The sequence below is a fragment of the Achromobacter sp. genome (assembly GCF_050285585.1).
In the GTDB taxonomy this organism is placed as follows: domain Bacteria; phylum Pseudomonadota; class Gammaproteobacteria; order Burkholderiales; family Burkholderiaceae_B; genus Achromobacter.
The window spans coordinates 385,836-408,432 of the sequence record NZ_JBLZXF010000003.1 but is presented as its reverse complement, the minus strand read 5'-3'; the positions used below and the strand labels follow the sequence as shown (position 1 = coordinate 408,432).

The following is a 22,597-nucleotide window of genomic DNA, read 5'->3' as shown; positions in this document are numbered from 1 at the left end:
ATCGCAGGCCGGGCCAGAAGAGGGGAGGCGCTTCAAACCCGTTGCGGGCCATGCCGGCGACGTGTTTGAGGCGATTCACAAAAAATAGGTTGTTGGGGAATTTTGTGATTTGCAAATCGGACTTGTGAGGGAGTCATCATGATGAACTTTGAGATGCTTGAGAACACCACCAAAGGGACCGTCATTAAGGTCGTTGGTGTGGGCGGTGCGGGCGGCAATGCCGTTGCGCACATGATTCGCAGCGGCGTGAACGGCGTGGATTTCATCTGCGCCAACACCGATGCGCAGGCACTGGCGGCGACCAACGCCCCGGTGCAGATCCGCCTGGGCCGCACCGGCCTGGGCGCGGGCGCCAAGCCCGAGCAGGGCCGTGCGTCGGCTGAAACCGCGCGCGAGGAGATCCGTGCCGCCCTGAACGGCGCGCACATGGTCTTCATCACCGCCGGCATGGGCGGCGGCACCGGCACCGGCGCGGGCCCGGTCGTGGCCGAAGTGGCGAAGGAACTGGGCATCCTGACCGTGGGCGTGGTCACCAAGCCCTTCACCTTTGAAGGCAACAAGCGCCTGAAGATGGCCGAGGACGGTATCGCGGAACTGGCCAAGCACGTGCATTCGCTCATCGTGGTGCTCAACGAGAACCTCTATGAACTGATGGACGAGGACGCGACGCAGGAAGACTGCTTCCGTTCGGCCGACGACATCCTGCACAACGCGTGCGCGGGTATCGCCGAAATCATCAACGTCGAAGGCAACGTCAACGTCGACTTCGAAGACGTCAAGACGATCATGGGCGAGCAGGGCCAGGCCATGATGGGCACGGCATCGGCTTCGGGCGCGGACCGCGCCCGCGTGGCCGCCGAGCACGCCATCGCTTGCCCGCTGCTGGAAGGCGTGGACCTGAACGGCGCTCGCGGCGTGCTGGTCAACATCACCGCCAGCCGCTCGCTGAAGATGCGCGAAACGCGCGAAATCATGGAAACGATCCGCAGCTACGCTTCGGACGACGCTACCGTGATCTTCGGCACCGCCTACGACGAATCCATGGGCGAGAACCTGCGCGTGACCGTGGTCGCGACCGGCCTGGGCCGTGCGCAATCGCGTCCGCAACTGGTGCAGAACACGGCTGAGGTGCTGCGCACCGGTACCGACAACATGCCCATGGGCGCGATGCCGGCCGGTCAAGGCGACTACCGCAACCTGGACATGCCCTCGGTCATGCGCAACCCGCGCAGCCAGGCGTCGGCCCAGGTGCGCGCGCTGGAAAGCTCGGGCATGGATCACTTCGACATCCCGGCATTCCTGCGCAAGCAGGCGGATTGAACCAAAGAGCCGGCCACAGGCTCTAAAACACTCCCTCATCTCCGGCTCGCCTGTCCCCTCGGGCGAGCCGGAGGCGGAGCGGTCCGTGTTTCCCTTGCACGGTAAAAATAGGGGACGGAGGTATAGACCGACCCGGACGCTCGATGGCGCCAGGGATCGGACAGCGTTACAATACGTCAGTTACGCCGGCAATCTATTGGCATCTTGCCGGCTTCCTGGCTCAAATCACCCAAGTCTCATGTTCCGACAGCGCAGCATCCAGAATCTCGTCCGCACGACAGGCGTCGGCGTCCACTCCGGACGGCGGGTCGAGCTTACCTTGCGCCCGGCACAACCCAACACGGGTATCGTTTTCCACCGCGTCGATCTGCCTCAGGTCGTGGACCTGCCCGCCCAGGCGGCCGGCGTGGGCGACACGCGCATGGCGTCCGTGCTGCAGCAGGGCAATGTCCGCGTGTCCACGGTTGAACACCTCATGTCGGCGCTGGCCGGCCTGGGGATCGACAACCTGCATATCGACCTGACCGCCGAAGAAGTGCCGATCATGGACGGCAGCGCGGCGACGTTCGTCTACCTGCTGCGCTCGGCAGGCATCGTCGAACAGAACGCGCCCAAGCAGTTCATCCGCGTGCTGAAGCCCGTGGAAGTGCGCGAAGGCGAGGGCCGCAATGAAAAATGGGCCCGCCTGGAACCGCATGAAGGCTTCGCCCTGGCGTTCTCCATCGACTTCAGGCATCCCGCGATCGACTCCACGGCCAATTTCGCCGAGATCGATTTCGCGACGCACTCCTACGTGCGCGAGATCGCGCGCGCGCGCACCTTCGGTTTCGTCAACGAAGTCGAGGCCCTGCGCTCGATGGGCCTGGCCCGCGGCGGCAGCCTGGACAACGCCATCGTCATGGATGAGTACCGCGTGCTCAACAGCGACGGGCTGCGCTATGACGACGAATTCGTCAAGCACAAGATCCTGGACGCCATCGGCGATCTGTATCTGCTGGGCAAGCCTCTGGTGGCGCGCTACGTCGCGTGCAAGTCGGGCCACGGCCTGAACAACCAGTTGGCCCGCGCGTTGCTGGAGCAGCGCGATGCCTGGGAACTGGTCACGTATGAATCCCAGGCGGAGGCGCCGCAGGCGTTCCGCCACGAATGGAAGCTGGCCTGATAGGACCACCCCCTACCCGCTGACGCGGGCCCCCTCAAGGGGGGCGACGTCCGCGCCAGCATCTTGCGCGGCCAGGTCCTGAGGACTTTCCGAGGAGATGACGGTCGTCATCCTCTCATGCCTAAGGCGCAAACCGGCGGCAAACCATAGTATCGATCCGTCCGAGAACTTGGTTTCGCTTCGTTTCGGAACGGGCTTTCCGTCGGACAAGCCCCGTGGCTTCAGCTACTCTTGTGGTGTTTCAGGAGTTTGGCGACCGCATCGGCCAACGGCCCGGGGCGCAGGTTTCCACGCAGCGTCTCGAAGGCGCCCAGGGCGGTTTCGCCCAGGGGTTGCGCCTCTTTGGGAGGGCGCGGCTGGCGGGCGCCGGGTTTGGGCAAACCCGCTTGTACCTTGACGGCGATTTCGTTAAGGTTCCAGCCTTGGTCTGCCAAGGTCCGCGCGATGCGCGGAGCCAACTGACGCATCTTGGCCGCATGAGCGGCACTCGGCACCACCAGGTGCAGGCACTGGTTTTCCAGCTTGCCCACCTGGCAGACGGCGCCCAGCGGGGCGGGCAGAATCGCCGCCACCGCGTACTGGATTTGCAAGTGCTTGCGGGCGGTTGCCAGAACGCCGGCTCCCCGCATGTCATGACCCAGCCATCCCAGGGCGGTATTTTCTTCGCGCCGGCTGGAACTGGAACGTTGACGGTATGAAGTGGGTCTATTCATCCCGGCTCTAAGAATTAGGAAGCAAACCTTGAAAATCGTGATTATGCACGCCCGCGACGGGCAGGACGGGCATTTCACCCTGGGCGGCGGGCACCTGGCCCTGTTGCTGGGGCTCGCCCTGATCACGGCGGCCATCTTCGGCGCCGCGCTGCAACGATACCTTACTCCCATCCTGCCGACCGTACATACCGTGGGCTGGCCCTTGTCGAACCAGCCGGGGCGAGACGCCGATTTCCTGCGCGGAAACATGAACCTGCTGGCCGCCAAGGTGGGCGCCCTGCAGGCCAAGCTGGTCAGCATCGATGGCCTGGGCCAGCGCGTGGCCAAGGTCGCCGGCGTTGCCTATACCGACCCTGAATTGGCCAAGCAACTGGCGATCGCGCAGCCGGAGGCGCTGACCCAGCCGGAAGCCACCCAGGTCATGGACGACCTGTTCACCGACCATCCGCCGCCCAGCGCTGCGTCGGCCGAGGCCCTGGGCCGCCAGCTCGATGACATCCAGGCCAGGCTGTCGCAGCAGACGGACAATCTGAAACTGCTGGACGCGGCGCTGACCCGGCGTTCCGCCGACCAGGCCCGCATGCCGACCGCCATGCCCATCACCGATTATCCCTATCTGAGCTCTTCCTACGGCTGGCGCCGAAATCCGGTGACGGGCCGCAGCGCCATGCACGAAGGGCTGGATTTCGCCGCGCCTCCCGGCACGCCGATCCTGGCCGCCTCGGGCGGCGTGGTGCTGGAATCCAAGTTCCAGCCGGGGTACGGCAACATGGTCGAGATCGATCATGGCGACGGGCTGATCACCCGCTATGCCCATGCCTCGTCCCTGCTGGTCAAGCAGGGGGAACTGATCGACCGGGGCCAGCCGATAGCCCGCGTGGGAAGCTCCGGCCGCTCCACCGGCCCGCACCTGCATTTCGAGGTGCGCCTTGCGGGGCAGCCCCTGGACCCCCGCCTGTTCCTGGGGCCCCAGCAGAACGCGCCGCCCGCCGTGGCCCACGCCGCGCGTTGAACCGCCGGCGCGCAGGTCGGTCAAACCGGCCAACAGTGCTACCCTGGTGATAGATCCAGGCTATTGCGCTCCAGGTGCGTTAAACTGGTTCGTTTCCCAGCGGACCCCCGCTCAACCAATAACATCAAGTCACGGGCGACGCTGCCCAGCCCTTACGCGAGGGCGGCGTGTCCCGTGCGGCCGACATACGCATGGTTTCTCTGCTCAAAAAACTCATAGGCAGCCGCAACGACCGGCTGCTTAAGCAGTATCGCAAGCTGGTAACCCAGATCAACGGGCTGGAGCCCAAGATCTCCGCGCTCTCCGATTCGGAGTTGGCGGCCAAAACCGAGGAATTCCGTTCCCGCCACGCCCAGGGCACCTCCCTGGACGACCTGCTGCCCGAAGCCTTCGCCGTGGTGCGCGAGGCCGGCAAGCGGGTGTTCGGCATGCGCCACTTCGACGTGCAGCTCCTGGGCGGCATCGCCCTGCACAACGGCAAGATCGCCGAAATGCGCACGGGTGAAGGCAAGACGCTCATGGCGACGCTGCCCGTCTACCTGAACGCGATCGCCGGCAAGGGCGTGCACGTGGTCACGGTGAACGACTACCTGGCGCGCCGCGACGCGGAATGGATGGGCCGCCTGTACCGCTTCCTGGGCATGAGCACGGGCGTGGTGGTGCCGCAGCAGCCCAACGAGGAGAAGAAGGCCGCCTACGTCGCCGACATCACCTACGGCACCAACAACGAATTCGGCTTCGACTATCTGCGCGACAACATGGAATACCGTGTTGAAGACCGCCGCCAGCGGGGCCTGTTCTACGCCATCGTCGACGAAGTGGACTCGATCCTGATCGACGAGGCCCGCACGCCGCTGATCATCTCCGGGCAGGCCGAAGACCATACCGAGCTCTACATCCGCATGAACGCGGTGCCGCCGCTGCTCAAGCGCATGGCGAGCGAGCCCAAGCCGCAGGAGCCGGAACCCGAAGGCGATTACTGGGTCGACGAAAAGAGCCAGCAGGTCTACCTGTCCGAGGCCGGGCACGAGAACGCCGAAGGCATCCTGGCTCGCCTGGGCATCCTGCCCGAGGGCGAATCGCTGTACGACCCGCGCCATATCGCGCTGATGCACCACCTGATGGTGGCGCTGCGCGCCAACACGCTGTTCTTCCGCGACCAGCAGTACGTGGTGCAGGACGGCGAAGTGGTGATCGTCGACGAATTCACCGGCCGCCTGATGGTGGGCCGCCGCTGGTCCGATGGCCTGCATCAGGCGGTCGAGGCCAAGGAAGGCGTGAAAATCCAGCACGAGAACCAGACGCTGGCTTCGATCACGTTCCAGAATTACTTCCGCATGTACGAAAAGCTGTCCGGCATGACCGGCACGGCCGACACGGAAGCGTATGAATTCCAGGAAATCTACGGACTTGAAACGGTCATCATCCCGACCAACAAGCCCATGGTCCGCAAAGACCAGAACGACCAGGTCTTCAAGACCGACCAGGAAAAGTACAACGCCATCCTGAACGACATCCGGGACTGCCACGAGCGCGGCCAGCCGGTGCTGGTGGGCACCACCAGCATCGAGAACTCCGAACTGCTGTCGGGCCTGCTGAAGAAGGCGAAGCTGCCGCACGAAGTGCTGAACGCCAAGCAGCACGCCCGCGAAGCCGAGATCGTGGCCGAGGCCGGCAAGCCGGGCCACATCACCATCGCCACCAACATGGCCGGCCGTGGCACCGACATCGTCCTGGGCGGCAGCGTCGACAAGCAGGTCGACCTGATCCGTGCCGACGAGTCGTTGTCGGAGGCGGAAAAAGAAGCCTGCATCGAAAAGGTGCGCGCCGAATGGAAGCCGCTGAACGAGCAGGTCAAGGCCGCCGGCGGCCTGCGCATCATCGGCACCGAACGCCACGAATCGCGCCGCATCGACAATCAGCTGCGGGGCCGCGCCGGCCGCCAGGGCGACCCGGGTTCGTCCCGCTTCTATCTGTCGCTGGAAGATTCGCTGATGCGCATCTTCGCGGGCGACCGCGTGCGCGCCATCATGGAGCGCTTGAAGCTGCCCGAGGGCGAGCCCATCGAAGCCGGCATGGTGACGCGCTCCATCGAGACCGCGCAGCGCAAGGTGGAAGGCCGCAACTTCGACATCCGCAAGCAGCTGCTGGAATACGACGACGTGGCGAACGACCAGCGCAAGGTGCTGTATTCGCAGCGCAATGACGTGCTGGAAGCCGCCAGCGTGGGCGAGACCGTGCAGAACCTGCGCGATGCCGCCGTGACCGACATGTTCAACGTGCATGTTCCGCCGGAGTCGGTGGAAGAGCAGTGGGATGTTCCGGCGCTGCAGAAGGCGCTGGAGGCGGACTGGCACGTGCAGTTGCCGCTGACGGAAATCCTGGAAAAGGAAACCAGCCTGACGGACGAGGATCTGCGCGAACGCGTGGTGGCCGCCGCGCGCGACGCCTACCAGGCCAAGGTCGACCAGGTCGGCCTGGAATCGTGGTCGCAGTTCGAGCGTTCGATCATGCTGCAGGCGATCGATACGCACTGGCGCGAGCACCTGTCCGCGCTGGACTACCTGCGCCAGGGCATCCACCTGCGCGGCTATGCGCAGAAGAACCCCAAGCAGGAATACAAGCGCGAAGCCTTCGAACTGTTCTCGGGCATGCTGGACCGCATCCGCGACGACGTGGTCCGCGTGTTGATGACGGTGCGCGTGCAGTCCCAGGAACAAGTGGATCAGGCCGAGGCCGAAGCGGCGCAGTCGCACGTGCAGAACGTGCAGTACCACCACTCCGACTACGACGAGGCGCTGGCCCAATCGGAATCGCAGAGCGGCGCGCAACCCGTGCGCAACGTGGTGCCCAAGGTCGGCCGCAACGATCCGTGCCCCTGCGGCAGCGGCAAGAAGTACAAGCAGTGCCACGGCAAGCTCGTCTGAGCCAGGAGAGATGATCATGCTGCATTCCGTCGGCCGTACTGAATTCGATCACGCCGTGGTCATGGTGCGCGACCGGCTGGATGCGCTGGCCCCGCATTTCGAACGCCAGGGCTTTCACCTGAGCGACAAGTCGGTGCACAACCTGGGATCGTGCAACCGCCTGATCGTGCTCGAAGGCACCTACGTCGAGCTGCTGGGCTGGCCGCCGGGCGCGCCGCCCGCACGCAAGGAGATCGCCGATTCGCCGTTCGGGCTGGAGGCGCTGGTGTTCCGCACCCATGACGCCGAGGCTACCTACGAACGGCTGCGCGCCGCGGGGTTCGCCGTCAATCCCGTCCAGGAACTGACCCGGCCGGCGATGCTCGACGGCGAGGAAGTCCAGGCTCGTTTCCACACCTTGCGGTTCGCCGAGCAGCCATTGCCCGGCATCCGCATGTATTTCTGCCGCCATCTGACGCCGGAGTGCGTGTGGTCGCCCGAGTTGATGGCGCATCCCAACGGCGCGCGCAGCATGCTGCGCATCGACGCCCGGGCATCCGACGCCCGCGCCGTTGCCGAACGGCTCGCGCTGGTCGCCGACGTGGCCGCCGAGCCCGCGGGCGACGGCTGGGACGTGCCGCTTGCAAACCTGCGCATCCACGTGCGCCAGGACGCGGCGGCGACGACGCCCGCGCTTTCCACGCTGACCCTGGAAAACCGGGACGGCGCCCACTACACGCTGGATACCGGCTCGTAGGATGGGTATAGCGCGCGGACAGTGCGCAGAAGAATAGCGTCCCCAACGCGCGGCACCCATCAAGCAGCCGTGGCGCTAGGCTGAGCCAGCCATGCATTGACCGCCGCCCGATGGGTGTCGCGCGTTCAGGAGCAGGGTTCTTTTGCGCACTGCCCGCACGCTATACCCATCCTACCCAACTCGTCCTCTGGATTCCGGGCAAACCCTGCTTGCCCGTGAAGTGTATGCACTTTAGTATGCACTTTTATACCGACGACCATATCGCAGCCAGCGATCCGGCACGATGCATACCTCCAACGCGATCCGTCCCGCCGCCCGCACCCAGGCGGCCCAGGCCGAGCTGTACGGCGCCGTCAAGGCGATGGCCGTGCGCTTCGAATTCAAGCCCGGCGAACGCATCAACGAAGTGGAGCTGGCCCGCAGGCTGAACGTCAGCCGCACGCCATTGCGCGAGGTGCTGAACCAACTGATGGTCGAGGGCTTCCTGACCCGTTCGGTGAACCGGGGCTTCATCGCCCGCCTGCTCGACGCGAAACAGATCCATAGCCTGTACGAATACCGCGCGGTGCTGGAGGCCGGCATCGTGCGCGCCGCCTGCGAGCGCGCCACGGATGAGGAGCTGGCCAGCCTGCGGGCGTTCGTCGAGCGGTCGCGGGACGTGCCGGAGGACAGCGAGGCGACGCGGCTGCTGGAGCTGGACGAAGGCTTTCACCTGATGCTTGCCCGCTATTCCCGGAACGATGAATTCGTGCGGGCGCTGGAAAGCGTCAATGCCCGCATCCACTTCGTGCGCTGGATCGATATGCAGCAGGGGCGCCGCGGCCATACCCAGGGCGAGCACCTGCGCATCGTCGAGGCGCTGCAGCGGCGCGACATCGATGCCTTGCCGGGGCTCATGAACGCGCACATCGGCCGCCGGCTCGACCAGATCACCGACGTCATACGCACCGGTTTTTCCACGATTTACATGCGGGATCAGGCCGAACCCGCCTCGGCAGTGCCGGCCAACACCATATCAGCAGGGGAAAAGCAATGAACCACAGGTTGAAACGCGGTCTGGCGGCGTTATGCATGCTGGCCGCCGCAGGGGGCGCATTCACCGCCGCGCCCGCCATGGCAGAAGAACGGCCGCTCGTGCTGGTCGTGCCGTATCCGCCCGGGGGCAGCACCGACATCCTGGCCCGCATCCTGCAGCCGCGCCTGTCCGAGCAACTGGGCGGGCGCGCGGTCGTCGTCGAAAACCGCCCCGGCGCGGCCAGCCAGATCGCGACCGCGTTCGTGGCCCGCGCCGAGCCCGACGGCAACACGCTGCTGGTCAGCTTCGACAACCACGGCATCAATCCCGCCGTGAAACCCAAGCTGCCCTACGACACCTTCAAGGATTTCGTGGCGATCTCGCAGACGGTGCGCTTTCCTCTGGTGATCGGCGCGAACCCGAGCGTGCCCGGCAACAACCTGAAGGAATTCCTGGCGGCCGCCGCCAAGCAGCCGCCCAATAAATTCAACTACGCATCCACCGGCGTCGGTTCGCTGAACCATCTGGCGCCCGAGGAGCTGAAGCGGCTGTCCAAGGTGGAGCTCCTGCACGTGCCGTACGGCGGCGGCGGGCCGGCCATCCAGGCCGTGGTGGGCGGACAGGCCAACATGACCTGGCTGAGCTTCGCCGCGCTGCGCGGCCAGATCCAGGCGGGCAAGATCAAGCCGCTGGCCGTGGCGGGCGACAAGCGCCTGCCCGACCTGCCGAACGTGCCGACGGTGGCCGAATCCGGTTTCCCCGGCTTCGTCGCCTACTCCTGGAGCGGCATGTTCGCGCCCAAGGGCACGCCCGAAGCCACCGTGAAAAAGCTGACCAAGGATTTCCAGGCCGTGCTGGCCGATCCCGAAATCAGGAAGAAGGTGACCGAGGCCGGCTTCGAGATCGTGGCTTCCGACGGCCCGGCGCTGGACGCCTACGTGAAGTCGGAATACGAGCGCTGGAGCGCCTTCATCAAGAGCAGCAACATCAATCTGGACAACTGAACGACGCGCGGCCGGACATCCCGGCCGCGCGCGAGCAACACGTGGAGATGACATGGAAAACCTGACCGGCGCCGAAGCCATGGTGCGGATGCTGCAGCACAACGGCGTCAAACATATTTTTGGCCTGTGCGGCGACACCAGCCTGCCGTTCTACGATGCGCTGTACCGCCTGGACCACGGCATGCGGCACATCCTGACGCGCGACGAGCGCAGCGCCGGCTACATGGCGGACGCCTATGCCCGCGTGACCGGCAAGGTCGGCGTGTGCGAAGGCCCCAGCGGCGGCGGCGCGACCTATCTGCTGCCCGGCCTGGTTGAGGCCAACGAATCTTCGGTTCCCGTACTGGGCATCACGTCGGACGTGGCCGTGGGCTCGCGCGGCAAGTATCCCCTGACCGAACTGGACCAGGAGGCGCTGTACCGCCCGCTGACGAAATGGAACCGCACGATAGACCGCGCGGACCAGATTCCGGGCATGGTGCGGGCCGCGTTCCGCGCGATGACGACCGGCAAGCCCGGTTCGGCCCATCTGTGCTTTCCGTACGACGTCATGAAGCAGCAGGTGGATGCGTCGGACATCTGGGCGCAGCCCGAGCACGGCAATTTCCCGGCGATGCGCTTCGCGCCGGACCCGGCCGATGTCGCCCGCGCGGCGCAGCGCCTGGTGGGCGCGCGCGCGCCGGTGATCATCTGCGGCGGCGGCGTGGTCATCGCCGGCGCCAGCGGCGCCCTGCAGCAGCTGGCCGAGGCGCTCAAGGCCGCGGTCTGCGTGACGGTCAGCGGGCAGGGCAGCCTGGCCGACACCCATCCCCTGAACGCGGGCGTGGTAGGTTCCAATGGCGGCGTGATGGCGACGCGCGATGTCGTCGCGGCCGCGGACGTGGTGCTGTTCGTGGGATGCCGGGCCGGATCGACGTCGACGGAGCACTGGCGCTTCCCCAACCGCAGCGTGCCGATCCTGCACATCGATATCGACCCGATGGTGATCGGCGCCAACTACCTGACCGAAGTCGGCATGGTCGGCGACGCCAAGCTGACGCTGGAAGCGCTGGGCGCGGAAGTGGCGGAGCGCCTGGCGCATCGCCCCGCGGACGCGACCGACGGCGCGGTGCTGGCCGGCCGCGCGAAGGCGGCCCGCCAGGCCCAGCTGGAGCCGCTGGCCAGCAGCCTGGATACGCCCATCCGCCCCGAGCGCGTGGTGCAGTCGCTGAACCGTTTGCTGCCCGACGACGCGGTCGTCTGCGCGGACCCCGGCACGCCCTGCCCGTACTTTTCGGCCTACTACGATGTGTCGCGGCCCGGCCGCCACTTCATCACCAACCGGGCGCACGGCGCGCTGGGCTTTTCCATGTCCGCCGCGCTGGGCGCATGGGTGGGCAGGCCCCAGTCCAAGTGCGTGTCGGTGATGGGGGATGGCAGCTTCGGCTTCACCGTGGGCGAGCTGGAAACCATCGTGAGGCACAAGGCGCCGCTGTTGATGGTGGTGTTTTCGAATTCGGTCTACGGCTGGATCAAGGCCAGCCAGAAGGCGGGCTACGACAAGCGCTACTACAGCGTGGATTTCGAGCGTACCGACCATGCCCGCATCGCCGAGGCCTATGGCGTGAAGGCATGGCGCGTGGAGGATCCGGCCAAGCTGGACGCCGCCATCAAGGCGGCGATGGAGCACGACGGCCCGGCGCTGATCGACGTGGTGGCCCAACCGCTGCAGGACGCCGCGGCGCCCGTCAGCCAGTGGATGGGCTGACCTGACCGGCCGCGCCGGCGCGGCGCCGCCTTTCGGGGCGGCGCCAGACCTATACTGAACCGCTTCGGCAGGGCGAGCCACCGGGGAACGTCCGCAAAGACAGGAGAGTCAGGCATGGATCTGGGGATCGGCGGCAAGACGGCACTGGTATTTGGCGGCAGCCGCGGCATGGGCCGGGCATGCGCGCTGCAATTGGCGCGGGAGGGCGTGGCGGTCACGATCGCCGCCCGCAATCCGGCGACCCTGGAGCAGGCCGCCGCGGAAATATCCCGGGAAACCGGGATAGGCGTGGGCTGGGTCTCGGCCGACCTGACGCAGCCGCGCGGCCGGGACGCGGCCATGGCCGCCTGTCCGCAGCCCGACATCCTGATCAACAACGCCGATGGCCCGCTGCCGGGGGACTTCCGCGATTGGACGCACGAGGACTGGATCGCCGCGCTGGACGCCATGATGCTCGGGCCCATCGACATGATCCGGCGCGTCGTGGACGGGATGATCGAGCGGCGCTTCGGCCGTATCGTGAATATCGTTTCCCGCAGCGTGAAGGCGCCGCATGCCGAACTCGGGCTGTCCAACGGCGCGCGCTCGGGTCTCATCGGATTCGTGGGCGGGCTGGCGCGGCAGACCGTGAGGCACAACGTCACCATCAATAATTTGCTGCCGGGGGCGTTCGCCACCGACGCGCAGGTCAGGCACATACAGGGCATGCTGGAACAGTCCGGCGGCAAGAGCTTCGAACAGCTGTGGGACGAGCGCGGGCGCTCGAATCCGGCCGGCCGCTACGGCCAGCCCGAGGAACTGGGAGCGCTCTGCGCCTACGTCTGTTCGGCCCATGCCGGCTACATGACGGGGCAGAACATCCTGATCGATGGCGGCGGCTACCCGGGCACATATTGACGGCAGGGCCGGATGGCTGGACGCGGGCGGACCGAACAGGCAAGATTGGGTCCGATCGCGTAAGGACTCTCCATGGACCAGACCGACATCAAGATACTGGCCTTGCTGCAAAAGGACGCCGCCTGCTCGGTCGCCGAGATCGCCGAACAGGTGCACCTGTCCGTGACGCCGTGCTGGCGCCGCATCCAGAAACTGAAGGATGACGGAGTCATCGCGCGCAACGCCATCCTGCTGGATCCCCGCGCGCTGGGCCTGAGCCTGACCGTCTTCGTGTCCATCAGGACCAGCCAGCACAACGAGAAGTGGACGCAGCGCCTGATCAACGCCGTGACGGCCTTGCCCAATGTGGTGGAGTTCCATCGCATGGCGGGCGACGTCGATTACCTGCTCAAGGTCGTGGTCGAGGACATGGCGGCCTATGACCGCTTCTACCGCCGCCTGATCGGCGCCGTGGACCTGCTGGACGTCAGCGCCAGCTTCTCGATGGAGGTCATCAAGAGCACGACCGAATTGCCGCTGGACTCGCTGTAGGCGGGGGCGCAATTTTATTTCCCGGGCGGCCGCCGCCGGGGATGCAAATTCCGTCCGGGGCCGCCAAGGCCTCCCATCTCGCAATTCTTTTGCGCGGGCAAGGGCGTAGGATATCCGGCATTCCAGGCATGGAACGAACGGAATATCAGAGGACCTTATGTCGTTGGCAGTACCCGCCGGCTGCACCGGCCCGGCAAAAACGAGGCGCGCGCTTTCGGTGGACGACCTGCTGGCCGGCTGGAATGGCTCCGACGATCTATGGGTGTTCGCCTATGGTTCCCTGATCTGGCATCCCGGTTTCGCGTGGCGCGAACGCCGCCTGGCCACCGTGCGCGGCTATCACCGGTCCCTGTGCCTGTGGTCCCATGATCACCGCGGTTCGCCGGACAACCCCGGCCTGGTCTTTGGACTGGACCGCGGCGGCTGCTGCCGCGGAGTGGCGTTCCTGGTGGCCGCTTGCGACGTGCCTGCGGTATTCCGGGCGCTCTGGCTTCGGGAAATGGTGACGGGCGCGTATTCGCCCCGCTGGCTCACCTGTCACACCGAGGCGGCGCCCGTGCGCGGGCTGGTGTTTCTGCTGAACCGGGCCTGCCAGGAATACGCCGCGGGCATCAGCGACGACCGCCTGCTGGCCTCCGTGCGCAACGCCGTGGGGCAATCGGGGCCTTGCCTGGATTACGTGGTGGAAACGGCGCGGGCGTTGCGCGCGCACGGCATCGACGATTGGCGCCTGGGCGACCTCGTCCGCAGGCTGGGCATGGCCTGCTGAGGCCGGGCGCCGGGCCGCTCAGAACTGCCAGCGGCCGAACATGAACAGCACGTTGCCCGCGCCGCTGGAGCCAGGGATGTAGGTCGCGTAGAGCATGGCGTCCTTGTAGCCCGCGCTCACCAGCGGCAGGATGCCGGGAAAGGGCACATAGCTCATGATGTCGTGGCGCGCCGTCAGGAAGATGGTGTAGCCCGCGCCCAGGCGGAAGTTCTCGCTGACCTGGCCGATCTTCAGGAAGCCGTAGCCCGCGATGGGCTCGATCTTGCTGTGCGAATCCAGGAAGGCCATGGCGTACAGGCCTTGCCAGTCGCCGTCCTCGTCGTAGATGCTGCGGCCGTAGCCGCCGCCCCAGGCCAGTTCGTTGAAGCTGTCGATCTTCTCCTTGCTGTAGGTGGCCCGGTTATGCCAGGAGTAGCCGGTCAGGTAGAGATCGTTGCCGCCCTCGGTCCAGATCTGGTCCAGGCGCTTGCAGGCGGATTGCGCCCACGAGGGCATGCTTTCACAGGCTTGGACGGCGGGGGCGAAGGGGAAGAAGAGCAGCAGGCACAGGATCGCTGCCTGGAGTCTGGCGGTCATTGCGGGCACGGAAGGGATGAAGATGACAATCCCATTACTGTAATGGAACAGTCGCCTTCGTCCCTGTCAGCCAGCTGTCAAGCGGCGCATCCCCGGGGGAAACAGGACCAGCGCGCCGGCATCTGTTGCGGAAGGGCTACAGCAGGAAGATCGTCGCCAAGCCCAGGAAGATGAAGAAGCCCAGCGAATCCGTGGCGAACGTGAGCAGCACCGAGGAGCCCATCGCGGGATCCTTGCCGAAACGGGCGCGCACCATCGGCACCAGCACGCCCACGGAGGCGCCCACGAGCATATTGCAGACCATGGCGGCCATCATCACCAGGGCGATGGACACCGAATGCGAAATCACCCAGGCGAATAGCGCGGCCACCAGGCTGCCGCACAGCCCTACCATCAGGGTCACGAAGAGTTCGCGCTTGACCAGTTGCCAGAGATTGCGCCCGGTGATGCGGCCCATGGCCAGGGCCCGGATGATCAGCGTCATGGTCTGGTTGCCGGAGTTGCCTCCGATGCCCGCCACGATCGACATCAGGAACGCCAGGATGACGATCTGGCTGACCGTGCCTTCGAACTGGGAGGCCACGAAGGATGCCGTGGCCGCCGTACAGAGGTTGAAGAGCAGCCAGGGCGCCCGGTTGCGCAGCGCGGTGGCGACCGGCGCGAAGATGTCTTCTTCCTGCAGGCCCGCGCGCGACAGCGCCTGTTCCTGGGAGTCTTCGCGCATCACGTCCACCACGTCGGCGATGGTGACGCGGCCGATGAGCCGGCCCTGGTCGTCCATGACGGGGGCGGACACCAGGTCGTAGCGCTCGAACGCGCCGGCGGCGTCGGCGTCGGAGTCCAGCGGGTTCAACGCCAGGAAGTCGGCATTCATGACCGCGCGAACCTCGGTTTCGGGTTCGCTGACCAGCAGGCGGGACAGGGGCAGGATGCCTTGCAGCCTGTCCTGGCGGTCGACCACGAAGATCTGGTCGGTGTGGTCGGGGAGCTCGTGCAGGCGGCGCAGATAACGCAGCACCACCTCCAGCGTCACGTCCTCGCGCACCCGGACCATCTCGAAGTCCATGATCGCGCCCACGCTGTCTTCCGGATAGCCCATGGCTTCCAGCAGTTGCGCGCGCTCTTCTTCGGTCAGGCCCTTCTGGACCTCGGCCACCACGTCGGGCGGCAGGTCGGGGGCCAGGTCGGCCAGCTCGTCGGCGTCCATATTGCCGGTGGCGGCGACCAGGTCCTGGCGGTCCATCGCTTCGATGAGCGATTCCCGCACCCAGTCCTCGACCTCCAGCAGGACGTCCGCGTCGTGCTCGGGGCTGACCAGCGCCCAGATGGCCTGCCGCTCGTCCTTGGGCAACGACTCCAGGATGAAGGCAATGTCGGCGGGGTGCAGGCCGTCCAGCAGGGTCTTGAGTTCGGCTTCGTGCTGGCGGTGCACCAGGTCTTCGACCAGGGATGCCTTCGAGTCGCCTTCTTCCTGGCGATGCACGAGGTCGGCGACGAGCTGCTGGCGGCGCAGGCGCTCCTGCACCTCCGCCAAAGCGTGCTGGGCGTCTTCCGGGTCTAGGCGGCGGGGCGTCGCGGGCGGTTTCTGCGCGGCGGCGGACTGCGTCATGCGTTACGGCTCAAAGGGTAGGAAGGGGGCGGCCGCGCCGCGCTTCGTCCGTGGCGACGTAGGTCAGCGTGGCTTCCGTCACCTTGACGATCTCGGCGTCCAGGCGCTGGCGTTCCGCGTAGACCTCTACCGACACGGTGATCGAGGTGGTGCCGGTTTTGACGATGGATGCGTAGAAACTGAGCAGGTCGCCCACGAACACGGGCTGCTTGAATTGGAAGGCATTGACCGCGACGGTGGCCACGCGGCCGGCGGCGCGGCGCGCGGCGGGAATCGAGCCGGCGATATCCACTTGGGACATGATCCAGCCGCCGAAAACGTCCCCGTGGATATTGGCATCCGCCGGCATCGGCATGACGCGCAATACCGCATCGCGGTCGGCGGGCAAAGTCGTGAAAGGGGTTTTGTTGCTGGAGGTCATGCGGCTGACTCCACTGCTAGAGAACCAGCCGATTATGCAGGAAAAACGAGACACCCGCGTGGGCGGCAGGCCCGCCGCGGCGCTTTGCCGCGACGGGCGGGGAATCAGTAGGCCAACTTGACGATGGCGTAGCCGCCCACCAGCAGCCAGCCGTACAGGATCAGACCCAGCGCCATCACGCGCGGGCCGGCCTTCCTGATCTGGGCGAAACGGGTTTCGATGCCCAGCGCCGTCATGGCCATGGTCAGCGCGAAGACATCCAGGCGGCGGATGGCGGCCACGGCGTCGGCGGGAATGATGTCCAGCGAATTGACGATGGCCAGCGCCAGGAAGCCCACCGCGAACCAGGGAATGGGCAGCTTGGCGCCCTTGGATTGCCCGCTGGCGTGGGAGGCCGCGCTGCGCAGGTACATGCCCAGCACCAGCAGGACCGGGACCAGCAGGGCGACGCGGGTCATCTTCACGATGGTGGCGACTTCGGTGGTGGCGGGATCGATATTGCTGGCGGCGCCGACGACCTGCGCCACCTCGTGAATCGTGCCGCCGATGTAGATACCCAGCGCCTGCGTGTCGAAATTCAGCCAGCCCGCGTGATAGAACACCGGGTACAGGAACATGGACAAGGTGCCGAACAGCACGACGGTCGCGACCGCCACCGCGCTTTTGTGCGGGGCGGCGCGCAGGGTCGGTTCGAACGCCAGGACGGCGGCGGCGCCGCAGATGGCGCTGCCGGCCGCGGTAAGCATGGCGGTGTCGCGGTCCAGGCCCAGCAGGCGCTGGCCGACGACGGTGCCGATCAGCAGGGTGCCCACCACCACGGCCACCGAGACGGCCAGCCCCGGCAAGCCCACGGCGGCGATCTGCTGGATGCTGATATTCAGGCCATAGAAGGCCACCGCGATGCGCAGCAGGCGCCTTGCGGCGAAATTCACGCCTACGCCCCAATCGGCGGGCATGGTGCCGCGCAGGAAGTTGCCGTAGAGCATGCCGCAGACGATGCCCACGACCAGCGGCGAAAAGCCCAGTTGCCTGATGGCCGGCAGGTCGGCCAGCTGCATCACGGCGCCGGCCATCAGCCCGACGAACAACACCCCATTGAGCTTGTCCCGCCAGGGCGTGGCCGCCGGCGTCGCGGCGGGCGCGGCCGGCGTGGCGGGCAGGGGGACGGCGGTGCTGGAGGAATTGCTCATGGTTGGCCTTGGGGCATATCTAAATAACTAGGCGAAATATTAATTTCCGCCCTGTTATTTGAAAAATTGTTATTTTGGATATGTAATATCGGAGATTCAGATATTTGGCGCGACATGACCCCGGACCAGCTGCTTACCTTCGCCTGTGTGGCGGATACCGGCAATATCAGCCGGGCCGCCCAGACATTGAATCTGTCCCAGCCCGCGGTGTCCGGGCAGTTGCGCATGCTGCAGGAATGGTTCGGCGAGCCCCTGTACCGGCGCAGCGGACATGGCGTTGCATTGACCGAGGCCGGCGAGAGGCTGGCCGAGCAGGCCCGGCAGCTGCGCCAGGTGTACCGGCAGGCGCAGGCCGTTCGGGAGTCCTGGCGCGGCCTGGAGACGGGCGCCCTGCGGCTGGGGGCCAGCACCACGCCCGCCAGCTATCTATTGCCCAGCCTGGTGGCGGATTTCCGCCATGCCTTTCCCGCGGTCAGCCTGCATCTGTCCGACGGCAACACGCGCGAGATCGTCGAGCGCCTGCCGGCCCTGGACCTGGCCTTCATCGAAGGGGATGTGCCCACGGGCCTTCCCGCGGACACGGCGGTGCACGCCTGGCGGCAGGACGAGGTAGTGGCGATCGTGCGGGCGGACCACGCCCTGGCGGGCAAGGGCGCGGTGACCCTGCGCGACCTCGCCGCGTCGGCCCTGGTCATGCGCGAACCCGGCTCGGGGGTGCGCCGGCTGGTGGAGCGGGCCTTCGCCGACGCGGGGCTTGCGCCTTCGGTGGGGCTGGAACTGGCCGGGGTGGAGGGGGTGAAGCAGGCCGTGCGCGCGGGCCTGGGGGTGGGCTTCGTGTCCGTCATGTCGATGCGGCACGAGGACGGGGCGCTGGCGGCCCTGCGCCTGCTGCCCAAGCCGCTGACGCGCACCCTGAGCATCCTGGTGCCGCATGCGGACGCCGCCGCCCGCGCCGCCGAACGCTTCCTGGCGATGTGCCTGGCGGTCGGCGCGCCGGACGGCGTGTAGCGCTCAGCGGGGCGTCAGGCCTTGGCCAGGCGCTTGAGCGCCAGCTGGACCCAGTAGGTGCCGCCCAGCGGCAGCAGCTCGTCGTTGAAGTCGTAGCTGCCGTTGTGCAGGGTGCAGGGGCCCAGGCCGTGGCCGCTGTCGCGGTGGTCGCCCGTGCCGTTGCCGATCCAGACGTAGCAGCCCGGCAGCTCCTGCAGCATGAAGGCGAAGTCCTCCGCGCCCATGGTCGGCTGGACCTGGTCGTTGACATTGGCGTCGCCCACGATGTCGCGCAGCACATCGGCGCAGAACGCGGCTTCCTCGGGGTGGTTGATGGTGGGCGGATAGTTGCGCTGGAACGTGAATTCCACTTCGCAGTCCATGGCCGCGCAGGTGTGCCGCGCGATCTCTTCCATACGGCGTTCGATCAGGTCCAGCACTTCCAGCGTGAACGTGCGCACGGTGCCGCGCAATTCGGCGTGGTTGGGCACGACGTTGTCCGCGCTGCCGGCATGGATCTGCGTAATGCTGAGCACGGCCGCGTCCAGGGGGTTGCGGTTGCGCGTGATGATGGTTTGCAGGGATTGGGCCAATTGCACGGCTGCCATGACCGGATCGATGCCCAGGTTGGGCATGCCGGCGTGCGTGCCCTTGCCCTTCACGACGATCGAGAATTCGTTGCTGGACGCCATGATGGGGCCGGGCGTCAGGCCGAACTGGCCGGGCTTCATGCCGGGCCAGTTGTGCATGCCGAACACGGCTTCCATGGGGAAACGCGTGAACAGGCCGTCGTCGATCATGCGCTTGGCGCCGCCGCCGCCTTCCTCGGCGGGCTGGAAGATCACGTATACCGTGCCGGCGTAGTCGCGGTGCTGCGACAGGTAGCGCGCCGCGGCCAGCAGCATGGCGGTATGGCCGTCATGGCCACAGGCGTGCATCTTGCCGTCGTTCTTGCTGGCATGCGCGAAGGTGTTGACCTCCTGCATGGGCAGCGCGTCCATGTCGGCGCGCAGGCCCACGGCGCGGTCGCCGGGCCGGTTGCCGCGGATAATGCCGACGACGCCCGTGCCGCCCAGTCCGCGATGGATTTCGATGCCCCATTCCTCAAGCTTCGCGGCTACCACGTCGGCCGTGCGGAACTCCTCGAACGCCAGTTCGGGATGCGCGTGGATGTCGCGCCGAATCTTGGAAATGTCGTGATGCCACGCGACGATGGGTTCGAGGAGTTTCATGGGGGGCGCTCGGGCGAAATAAGGGAACGCAACAAGGGTATCATCAATCAAAAACCAATTTAAATGGAGACAAATACCATGACGCGTCCGTGGCTTGCCCATTACCCGCAAGGCGTTCCGGCCGAGATATCGACCGAGGGATATGCTTCCCTGACCGACCTGCTGGACCGGGCCTGCAAGCAATACGCCACGCGCATCGCATGCACTGCGATGGGCAGCGACATCACCTACGCGCAACTGGACTCCCATGCCCGGGCATTCGCCGCCTGGCTGCAAAGCCTGGGCCTGCCCAAGGGCTCGCGGGTCGCGTTGATGATGCCCAACGTGCCCGCCTATCTGGTCAGCATGCTGGGCACGCTGCGCGCGGGCCACGTCGTGGTCAACGTAAACCCGCTGTACACGGCCGAAGAACTGGAGCGGCAACTGCTGGACAGCGGCGCGTCCGCCATCGTCATCCTGGAGAATTTCGCGCATACGCTGCAGCGCGTGGCGGACCGCGGGCAACTCCGGCACATCGTCGTGACCGGCCCCGGCGACCTGCTCGGCGGCCTGAAGGCGCCGCTGGTCAATCTGGCCGCCCGCTACGTCAAGAAGATCGTTCCCGCTTGGAACATCGACGGCGCCCGGATGCTGTCCAAGGTGCTGCACGAGGGCGCGAACCTGCCGTTCACGCCGCCGGCCCTGTCGATGGACGACGTGGCGGTGCTGCAGTACACGGGCGGCACCACCGGCGTGCCCAAGGGCGCCATGCTGTCGCACCGCAACCTGACGGCGAACGTGCTGCAGACCGAGGCCGTGGCGCAGCCCGTCGTCCATGACCTTGCCGGCCAGCAGCTCACCATCATCAGCGCGCTGCCGCTCTACCACGTATTCGCCATGACCGTCTGCGGGCTCTATGGCCTGTACGCCGGCATGCGCAACGTGCTCATCATCAATCCGCGCGACCAGCCGTCGCTGATCAACGCGTGGCGCAAGACGCCCATCAATATCTTCCCTGGCGTCAATACGCTCTTCAACGCGCTGGCGCACAACGAGGATTTCGCGCGCCTGGACTTCTCCGCGCTGCGCCTCACCCTGGGCGGCGGCATGGCCGTGCAGCGGCAGGTGGCCGAGCGCTGGCTGAAAATCACGGGCAGGCCGCTGGTCGAAGGCTATGGCTTGTCGGAGACTTCGCCGGTGGCGACGGTGAATCCCACCAACGCGACGGCGTACTCGGGCTCCATCGGCTTGCCGCTGCCGTCCACCGACGTGGCCATCCTGGACGACGAAGGCCGCGAAGTGCCGCTCGGAGAGCGGGGCGAGGTGAGCATCCGCGGGCCGCAGGTCATGCTGGGATACTGGCAGAAGCCCGAGGAAACCCGGCAGTCGATGACGGCGGACGGTTACTTCCGCACCGGCGACATCGGCATCATGGACGAGCAGGGCTACACCCGCATCGTCGATCGCAAGAAGGACATGATCGCCGTGTCCGGCTTCAAGGTCTATCCGAACGAAGTCGAGGCCGCCGTGGCGCAGCATCCGGGCGTGCTGGAGTGCGCGGCGATCGGCGTGCCGGACGAGCACTCCGGCGAAGCGGTCAAGGTATTCGTGGTGAAAAAGGACCCGTCCCTGACGGAGGCGCAGATCCAGGACTGGTGCCGGGAGCGCCTGACCGGCTACAAGCGCCCGCGCTTCGTGGAATTCCGCGACGAACTGCCCAAGAGCAACGTGGGCAAGATCCTGCGCCGGGAGTTGCGGCCCGACGCCGCCGCGCCCGGCACGGGCACGGCGGCATGAGGGCCGGAGGTCAGCCTTTTTTGTCGAGGTGCGGGGCGATCATCTCGTGCAAGGCGCGTTCGATGGCCCGGTTGCCCGCCACGACGCGCCCGCCGATGGGCCAGGGATCCTGCTGGTGCATGTCCGAGCAGGCGCCGCCCGCTTCGCGCAGGATCAGCGTGCCGGCGGCCACGTCCCATGGAGCCAGCCCCATTTCCCAATAGCCGTCGTAGCGGCCGCAGGCGGTCCAGGCCAGGTCGAGCGCGGCCGCGCCCATGCGGCGCACGCCCCGGGCACGGTTGATGGCGTCGTGCAGCATGGGCATGTATTGCGCGGCGAAGGAGAAGTCCCGGAAGGGGAAGCCCGTGGCCAGGACGGCGTCTTCGATCGTCTGCGTGCGCGAGCACTGGATGCGGCGGCCATTGAGCCAGGCCCCCAATCCGTGGACTGCGGTGAAGAGTTCTTCGCGGCTCGGATCGTAGACCACGCCTACCACGGGCGTGTCCTCCGTCAGCGTTTCGCTGCCCGAGACGGCGGTGCCCGCGTGCGCAATCAGCGCGATGGATACGGCGTAGTGCGGGATGTTGTGCAGGAAGTTGGTGGTGCCGTCCAGCGGGTCGATGTACCAGGTGGCCGCGCCCTGCGCCTTGCCGCCCGTTTCCTCGGCGACGATGCCGAACTTGGGCGTGCGGGCCTGGAGCTCCTGGATGATCGCGGCTTCCGCCTCGCGGTCCGCCTGGGAGACCAGATCGTTGCGCGCCTTGCGGTCGATCACGAGATCCGCGCGGTGATGCGCGTAGGATTGCAGGATGGCTGCGCCGGCATGGGCTGCCGTGACGGCCGCGTCGATCGCGGCGCACAGGTCGATGGGCGAGGCCAGCGAACGGGGCTGATCGTAAGTATCCATGAAACCAGTGTAAGCCCATGTATGCGTCAACGCCGTGGCACGCGCCCGAAACCGCCCTGCCGCGTGGCGTCCAACCAACGCAGCGCC

The 22,597-nt window shown here is 66.5% G+C and carries 20 protein-coding genes; 13 read left to right on the top strand and 7 right to left on the bottom strand.

Annotation, left to right across the window (positions count from 1 at the left end; all coding sequences use genetic code 11):
* Window positions 1–138 precede the first annotated feature (138 nt).
* On the top strand, window positions 139–1,320 hold the full coding sequence (gene ftsZ / locus ACN6PJ_RS07430) for a cell division protein FtsZ (protein ID WP_427995231.1): 1,182 nt from the start codon (window positions 139–141) through the stop codon (window positions 1,318–1,320).
* Window positions 1,321–1,558: 238 nt separating this feature from the next.
* Window positions 1,559–2,482 (top strand): UDP-3-O-acyl-N-acetylglucosamine deacetylase, encoded by a 924-nt coding sequence (lpxC, locus tag ACN6PJ_RS07425; RefSeq protein ID WP_427995230.1) that lies wholly within the window; start codon window positions 1,559–1,561, stop codon window positions 2,480–2,482.
* A 221-nt stretch (window positions 2,483–2,703) separates the two neighbouring features.
* Here lpxC and ACN6PJ_RS07420 read toward each other — a convergent pair whose 3' ends face one another.
* A complete protein-coding gene (locus ACN6PJ_RS07420) occupies window positions 2,704–3,111 on the bottom strand; it encodes a DciA family protein (RefSeq protein ID WP_427995262.1) in 408 nt (135 codons plus the stop codon).
* A gap of 127 nt (window positions 3,112–3,238) precedes the next feature.
* On the opposite strand from ACN6PJ_RS07420, the gene ACN6PJ_RS07415 reads away from it, so the two are divergent.
* The 9 genes from ACN6PJ_RS07415 (at window position 3,239) to ACN6PJ_RS07375 (ending at window position 13,833) form a co-directional block, all read left to right on the top strand.
* Entirely contained in the window at window positions 3,239–4,207 is a 969-nt protein-coding gene (locus ACN6PJ_RS07415) for a M23 family metallopeptidase (RefSeq protein WP_427995261.1), read from the top strand.
* Between the two features lie 191 nt (window positions 4,208–4,398).
* The gene (secA, locus tag ACN6PJ_RS07410) at window positions 4,399–7,134 is read left to right on the top strand and encodes a preprotein translocase subunit SecA (protein ID WP_427995229.1); all 2,736 of its coding nucleotides are present in this window, start codon (window positions 4,399–4,401) and stop codon (window positions 7,132–7,134) included.
* A 16-nt stretch (window positions 7,135–7,150) separates the two neighbouring features.
* On the top strand, window positions 7,151–7,870 hold the full coding sequence (locus tag ACN6PJ_RS07405; protein WP_427995228.1) for a VOC family protein: 720 nt from the start codon (window positions 7,151–7,153) through the stop codon (window positions 7,868–7,870).
* Between the two features lie 283 nt (window positions 7,871–8,153).
* A complete protein-coding gene (locus tag ACN6PJ_RS07400) occupies window positions 8,154–8,906 on the top strand; it encodes a GntR family transcriptional regulator (RefSeq protein WP_427995227.1) in 753 nt (250 codons plus the stop codon).
* Window positions 8,903–9,889 (top strand): tripartite tricarboxylate transporter substrate binding protein, encoded by a 987-nt coding sequence (locus tag ACN6PJ_RS07395; RefSeq protein ID WP_427995226.1) that lies wholly within the window; start codon window positions 8,903–8,905, stop codon window positions 9,887–9,889. Before ACN6PJ_RS07400 ends, ACN6PJ_RS07395 begins: the two co-directional genes overlap by 4 nt.
* Before the next feature lie 52 nt (window positions 9,890–9,941).
* The gene (locus tag ACN6PJ_RS07390) at window positions 9,942–11,636 is read left to right on the top strand and encodes a thiamine pyrophosphate-binding protein (RefSeq protein WP_427995225.1); all 1,695 of its coding nucleotides are present in this window, start codon (window positions 9,942–9,944) and stop codon (window positions 11,634–11,636) included.
* 114 nt (window positions 11,637–11,750) lie between these two features.
* Window positions 11,751–12,533 (top strand): SDR family oxidoreductase, encoded by a 783-nt coding sequence (locus ACN6PJ_RS07385; RefSeq protein ID WP_427995224.1) that lies wholly within the window; start codon window positions 11,751–11,753, stop codon window positions 12,531–12,533.
* Between the two features lie 72 nt (window positions 12,534–12,605).
* Window positions 12,606–13,064: an Lrp/AsnC family transcriptional regulator gene (locus ACN6PJ_RS07380; RefSeq protein WP_427995223.1), complete on the top strand. Its 459-nt coding sequence runs from the start codon at window positions 12,606–12,608 to the stop codon at window positions 13,062–13,064.
* Between the two features lie 157 nt (window positions 13,065–13,221).
* Complete coding sequence (locus ACN6PJ_RS07375; protein ID WP_427995222.1) at window positions 13,222–13,833, top strand: gamma-glutamylcyclotransferase; 612 nt, start codon at window positions 13,222–13,224, stop codon at window positions 13,831–13,833.
* Window positions 13,834–13,851: 18 nt separating this feature from the next.
* On the opposite strand, the gene pagP is transcribed toward ACN6PJ_RS07375, so the two are convergent.
* The 4 genes from pagP to ACN6PJ_RS07355 form a co-directional block, all read right to left on the bottom strand.
* Entirely contained in the window at window positions 13,852–14,409 is a 558-nt protein-coding gene (gene pagP, locus ACN6PJ_RS07370; RefSeq protein WP_427995221.1) for a lipid IV(A) palmitoyltransferase PagP, read from the bottom strand.
* A 136-nt stretch (window positions 14,410–14,545) separates the two neighbouring features.
* Window positions 14,546–16,018: a magnesium transporter gene (gene mgtE, locus ACN6PJ_RS07365; protein WP_427995220.1), complete on the bottom strand. Its 1,473-nt coding sequence runs from the start codon at window positions 16,016–16,018 to the stop codon at window positions 14,546–14,548.
* Window positions 16,019–16,028: 10 nt separating this feature from the next.
* Entirely contained in the window at window positions 16,029–16,439 is a 411-nt protein-coding gene (locus ACN6PJ_RS07360) for an acyl-CoA thioesterase (protein WP_427995219.1), read from the bottom strand.
* Window positions 16,440–16,543: 104 nt separating this feature from the next.
* Window positions 16,544–17,629 carry a YeiH family protein gene (locus tag ACN6PJ_RS07355; protein ID WP_427995218.1) on the bottom strand — a complete coding sequence of 362 codons (1,086 nt, stop codon included), beginning with the start codon at window positions 17,627–17,629 and terminating at the stop codon, window positions 16,544–16,546.
* A gap of 114 nt (window positions 17,630–17,743) precedes the next feature.
* Here ACN6PJ_RS07355 and ACN6PJ_RS07350 point away from each other — a divergent pair, with 114 nt between their 5' ends.
* Window positions 17,744–18,637: a LysR family transcriptional regulator gene (locus tag ACN6PJ_RS07350; protein WP_427995217.1), complete on the top strand. Its 894-nt coding sequence runs from the start codon at window positions 17,744–17,746 to the stop codon at window positions 18,635–18,637.
* A gap of 14 nt (window positions 18,638–18,651) precedes the next feature.
* On the opposite strand, the gene ACN6PJ_RS07345 is transcribed toward ACN6PJ_RS07350, so the two are convergent.
* Entirely contained in the window at window positions 18,652–19,848 is a 1,197-nt protein-coding gene (locus ACN6PJ_RS07345) for a M20 aminoacylase family protein (protein WP_427995216.1), read from the bottom strand.
* Window positions 19,849–19,926: 78 nt separating this feature from the next.
* Here ACN6PJ_RS07345 and ACN6PJ_RS07340 point away from each other — a divergent pair, with 78 nt between their 5' ends.
* Window positions 19,927–21,624, top strand: coding sequence for an AMP-binding protein (locus ACN6PJ_RS07340; RefSeq protein WP_427995215.1), 1,698 nt, complete (start codon window positions 19,927–19,929; stop codon window positions 21,622–21,624).
* Window positions 21,625–21,634: 10 nt separating this feature from the next.
* Here the strand turns inward: ACN6PJ_RS07340 and ACN6PJ_RS07335 are convergent, their stop codons facing one another.
* Entirely contained in the window at window positions 21,635–22,510 is an 876-nt protein-coding gene (locus ACN6PJ_RS07335) for an inositol monophosphatase family protein (protein WP_427995214.1), read from the bottom strand.
* Window positions 22,511–22,597: the final 87 nt, after the last annotated feature.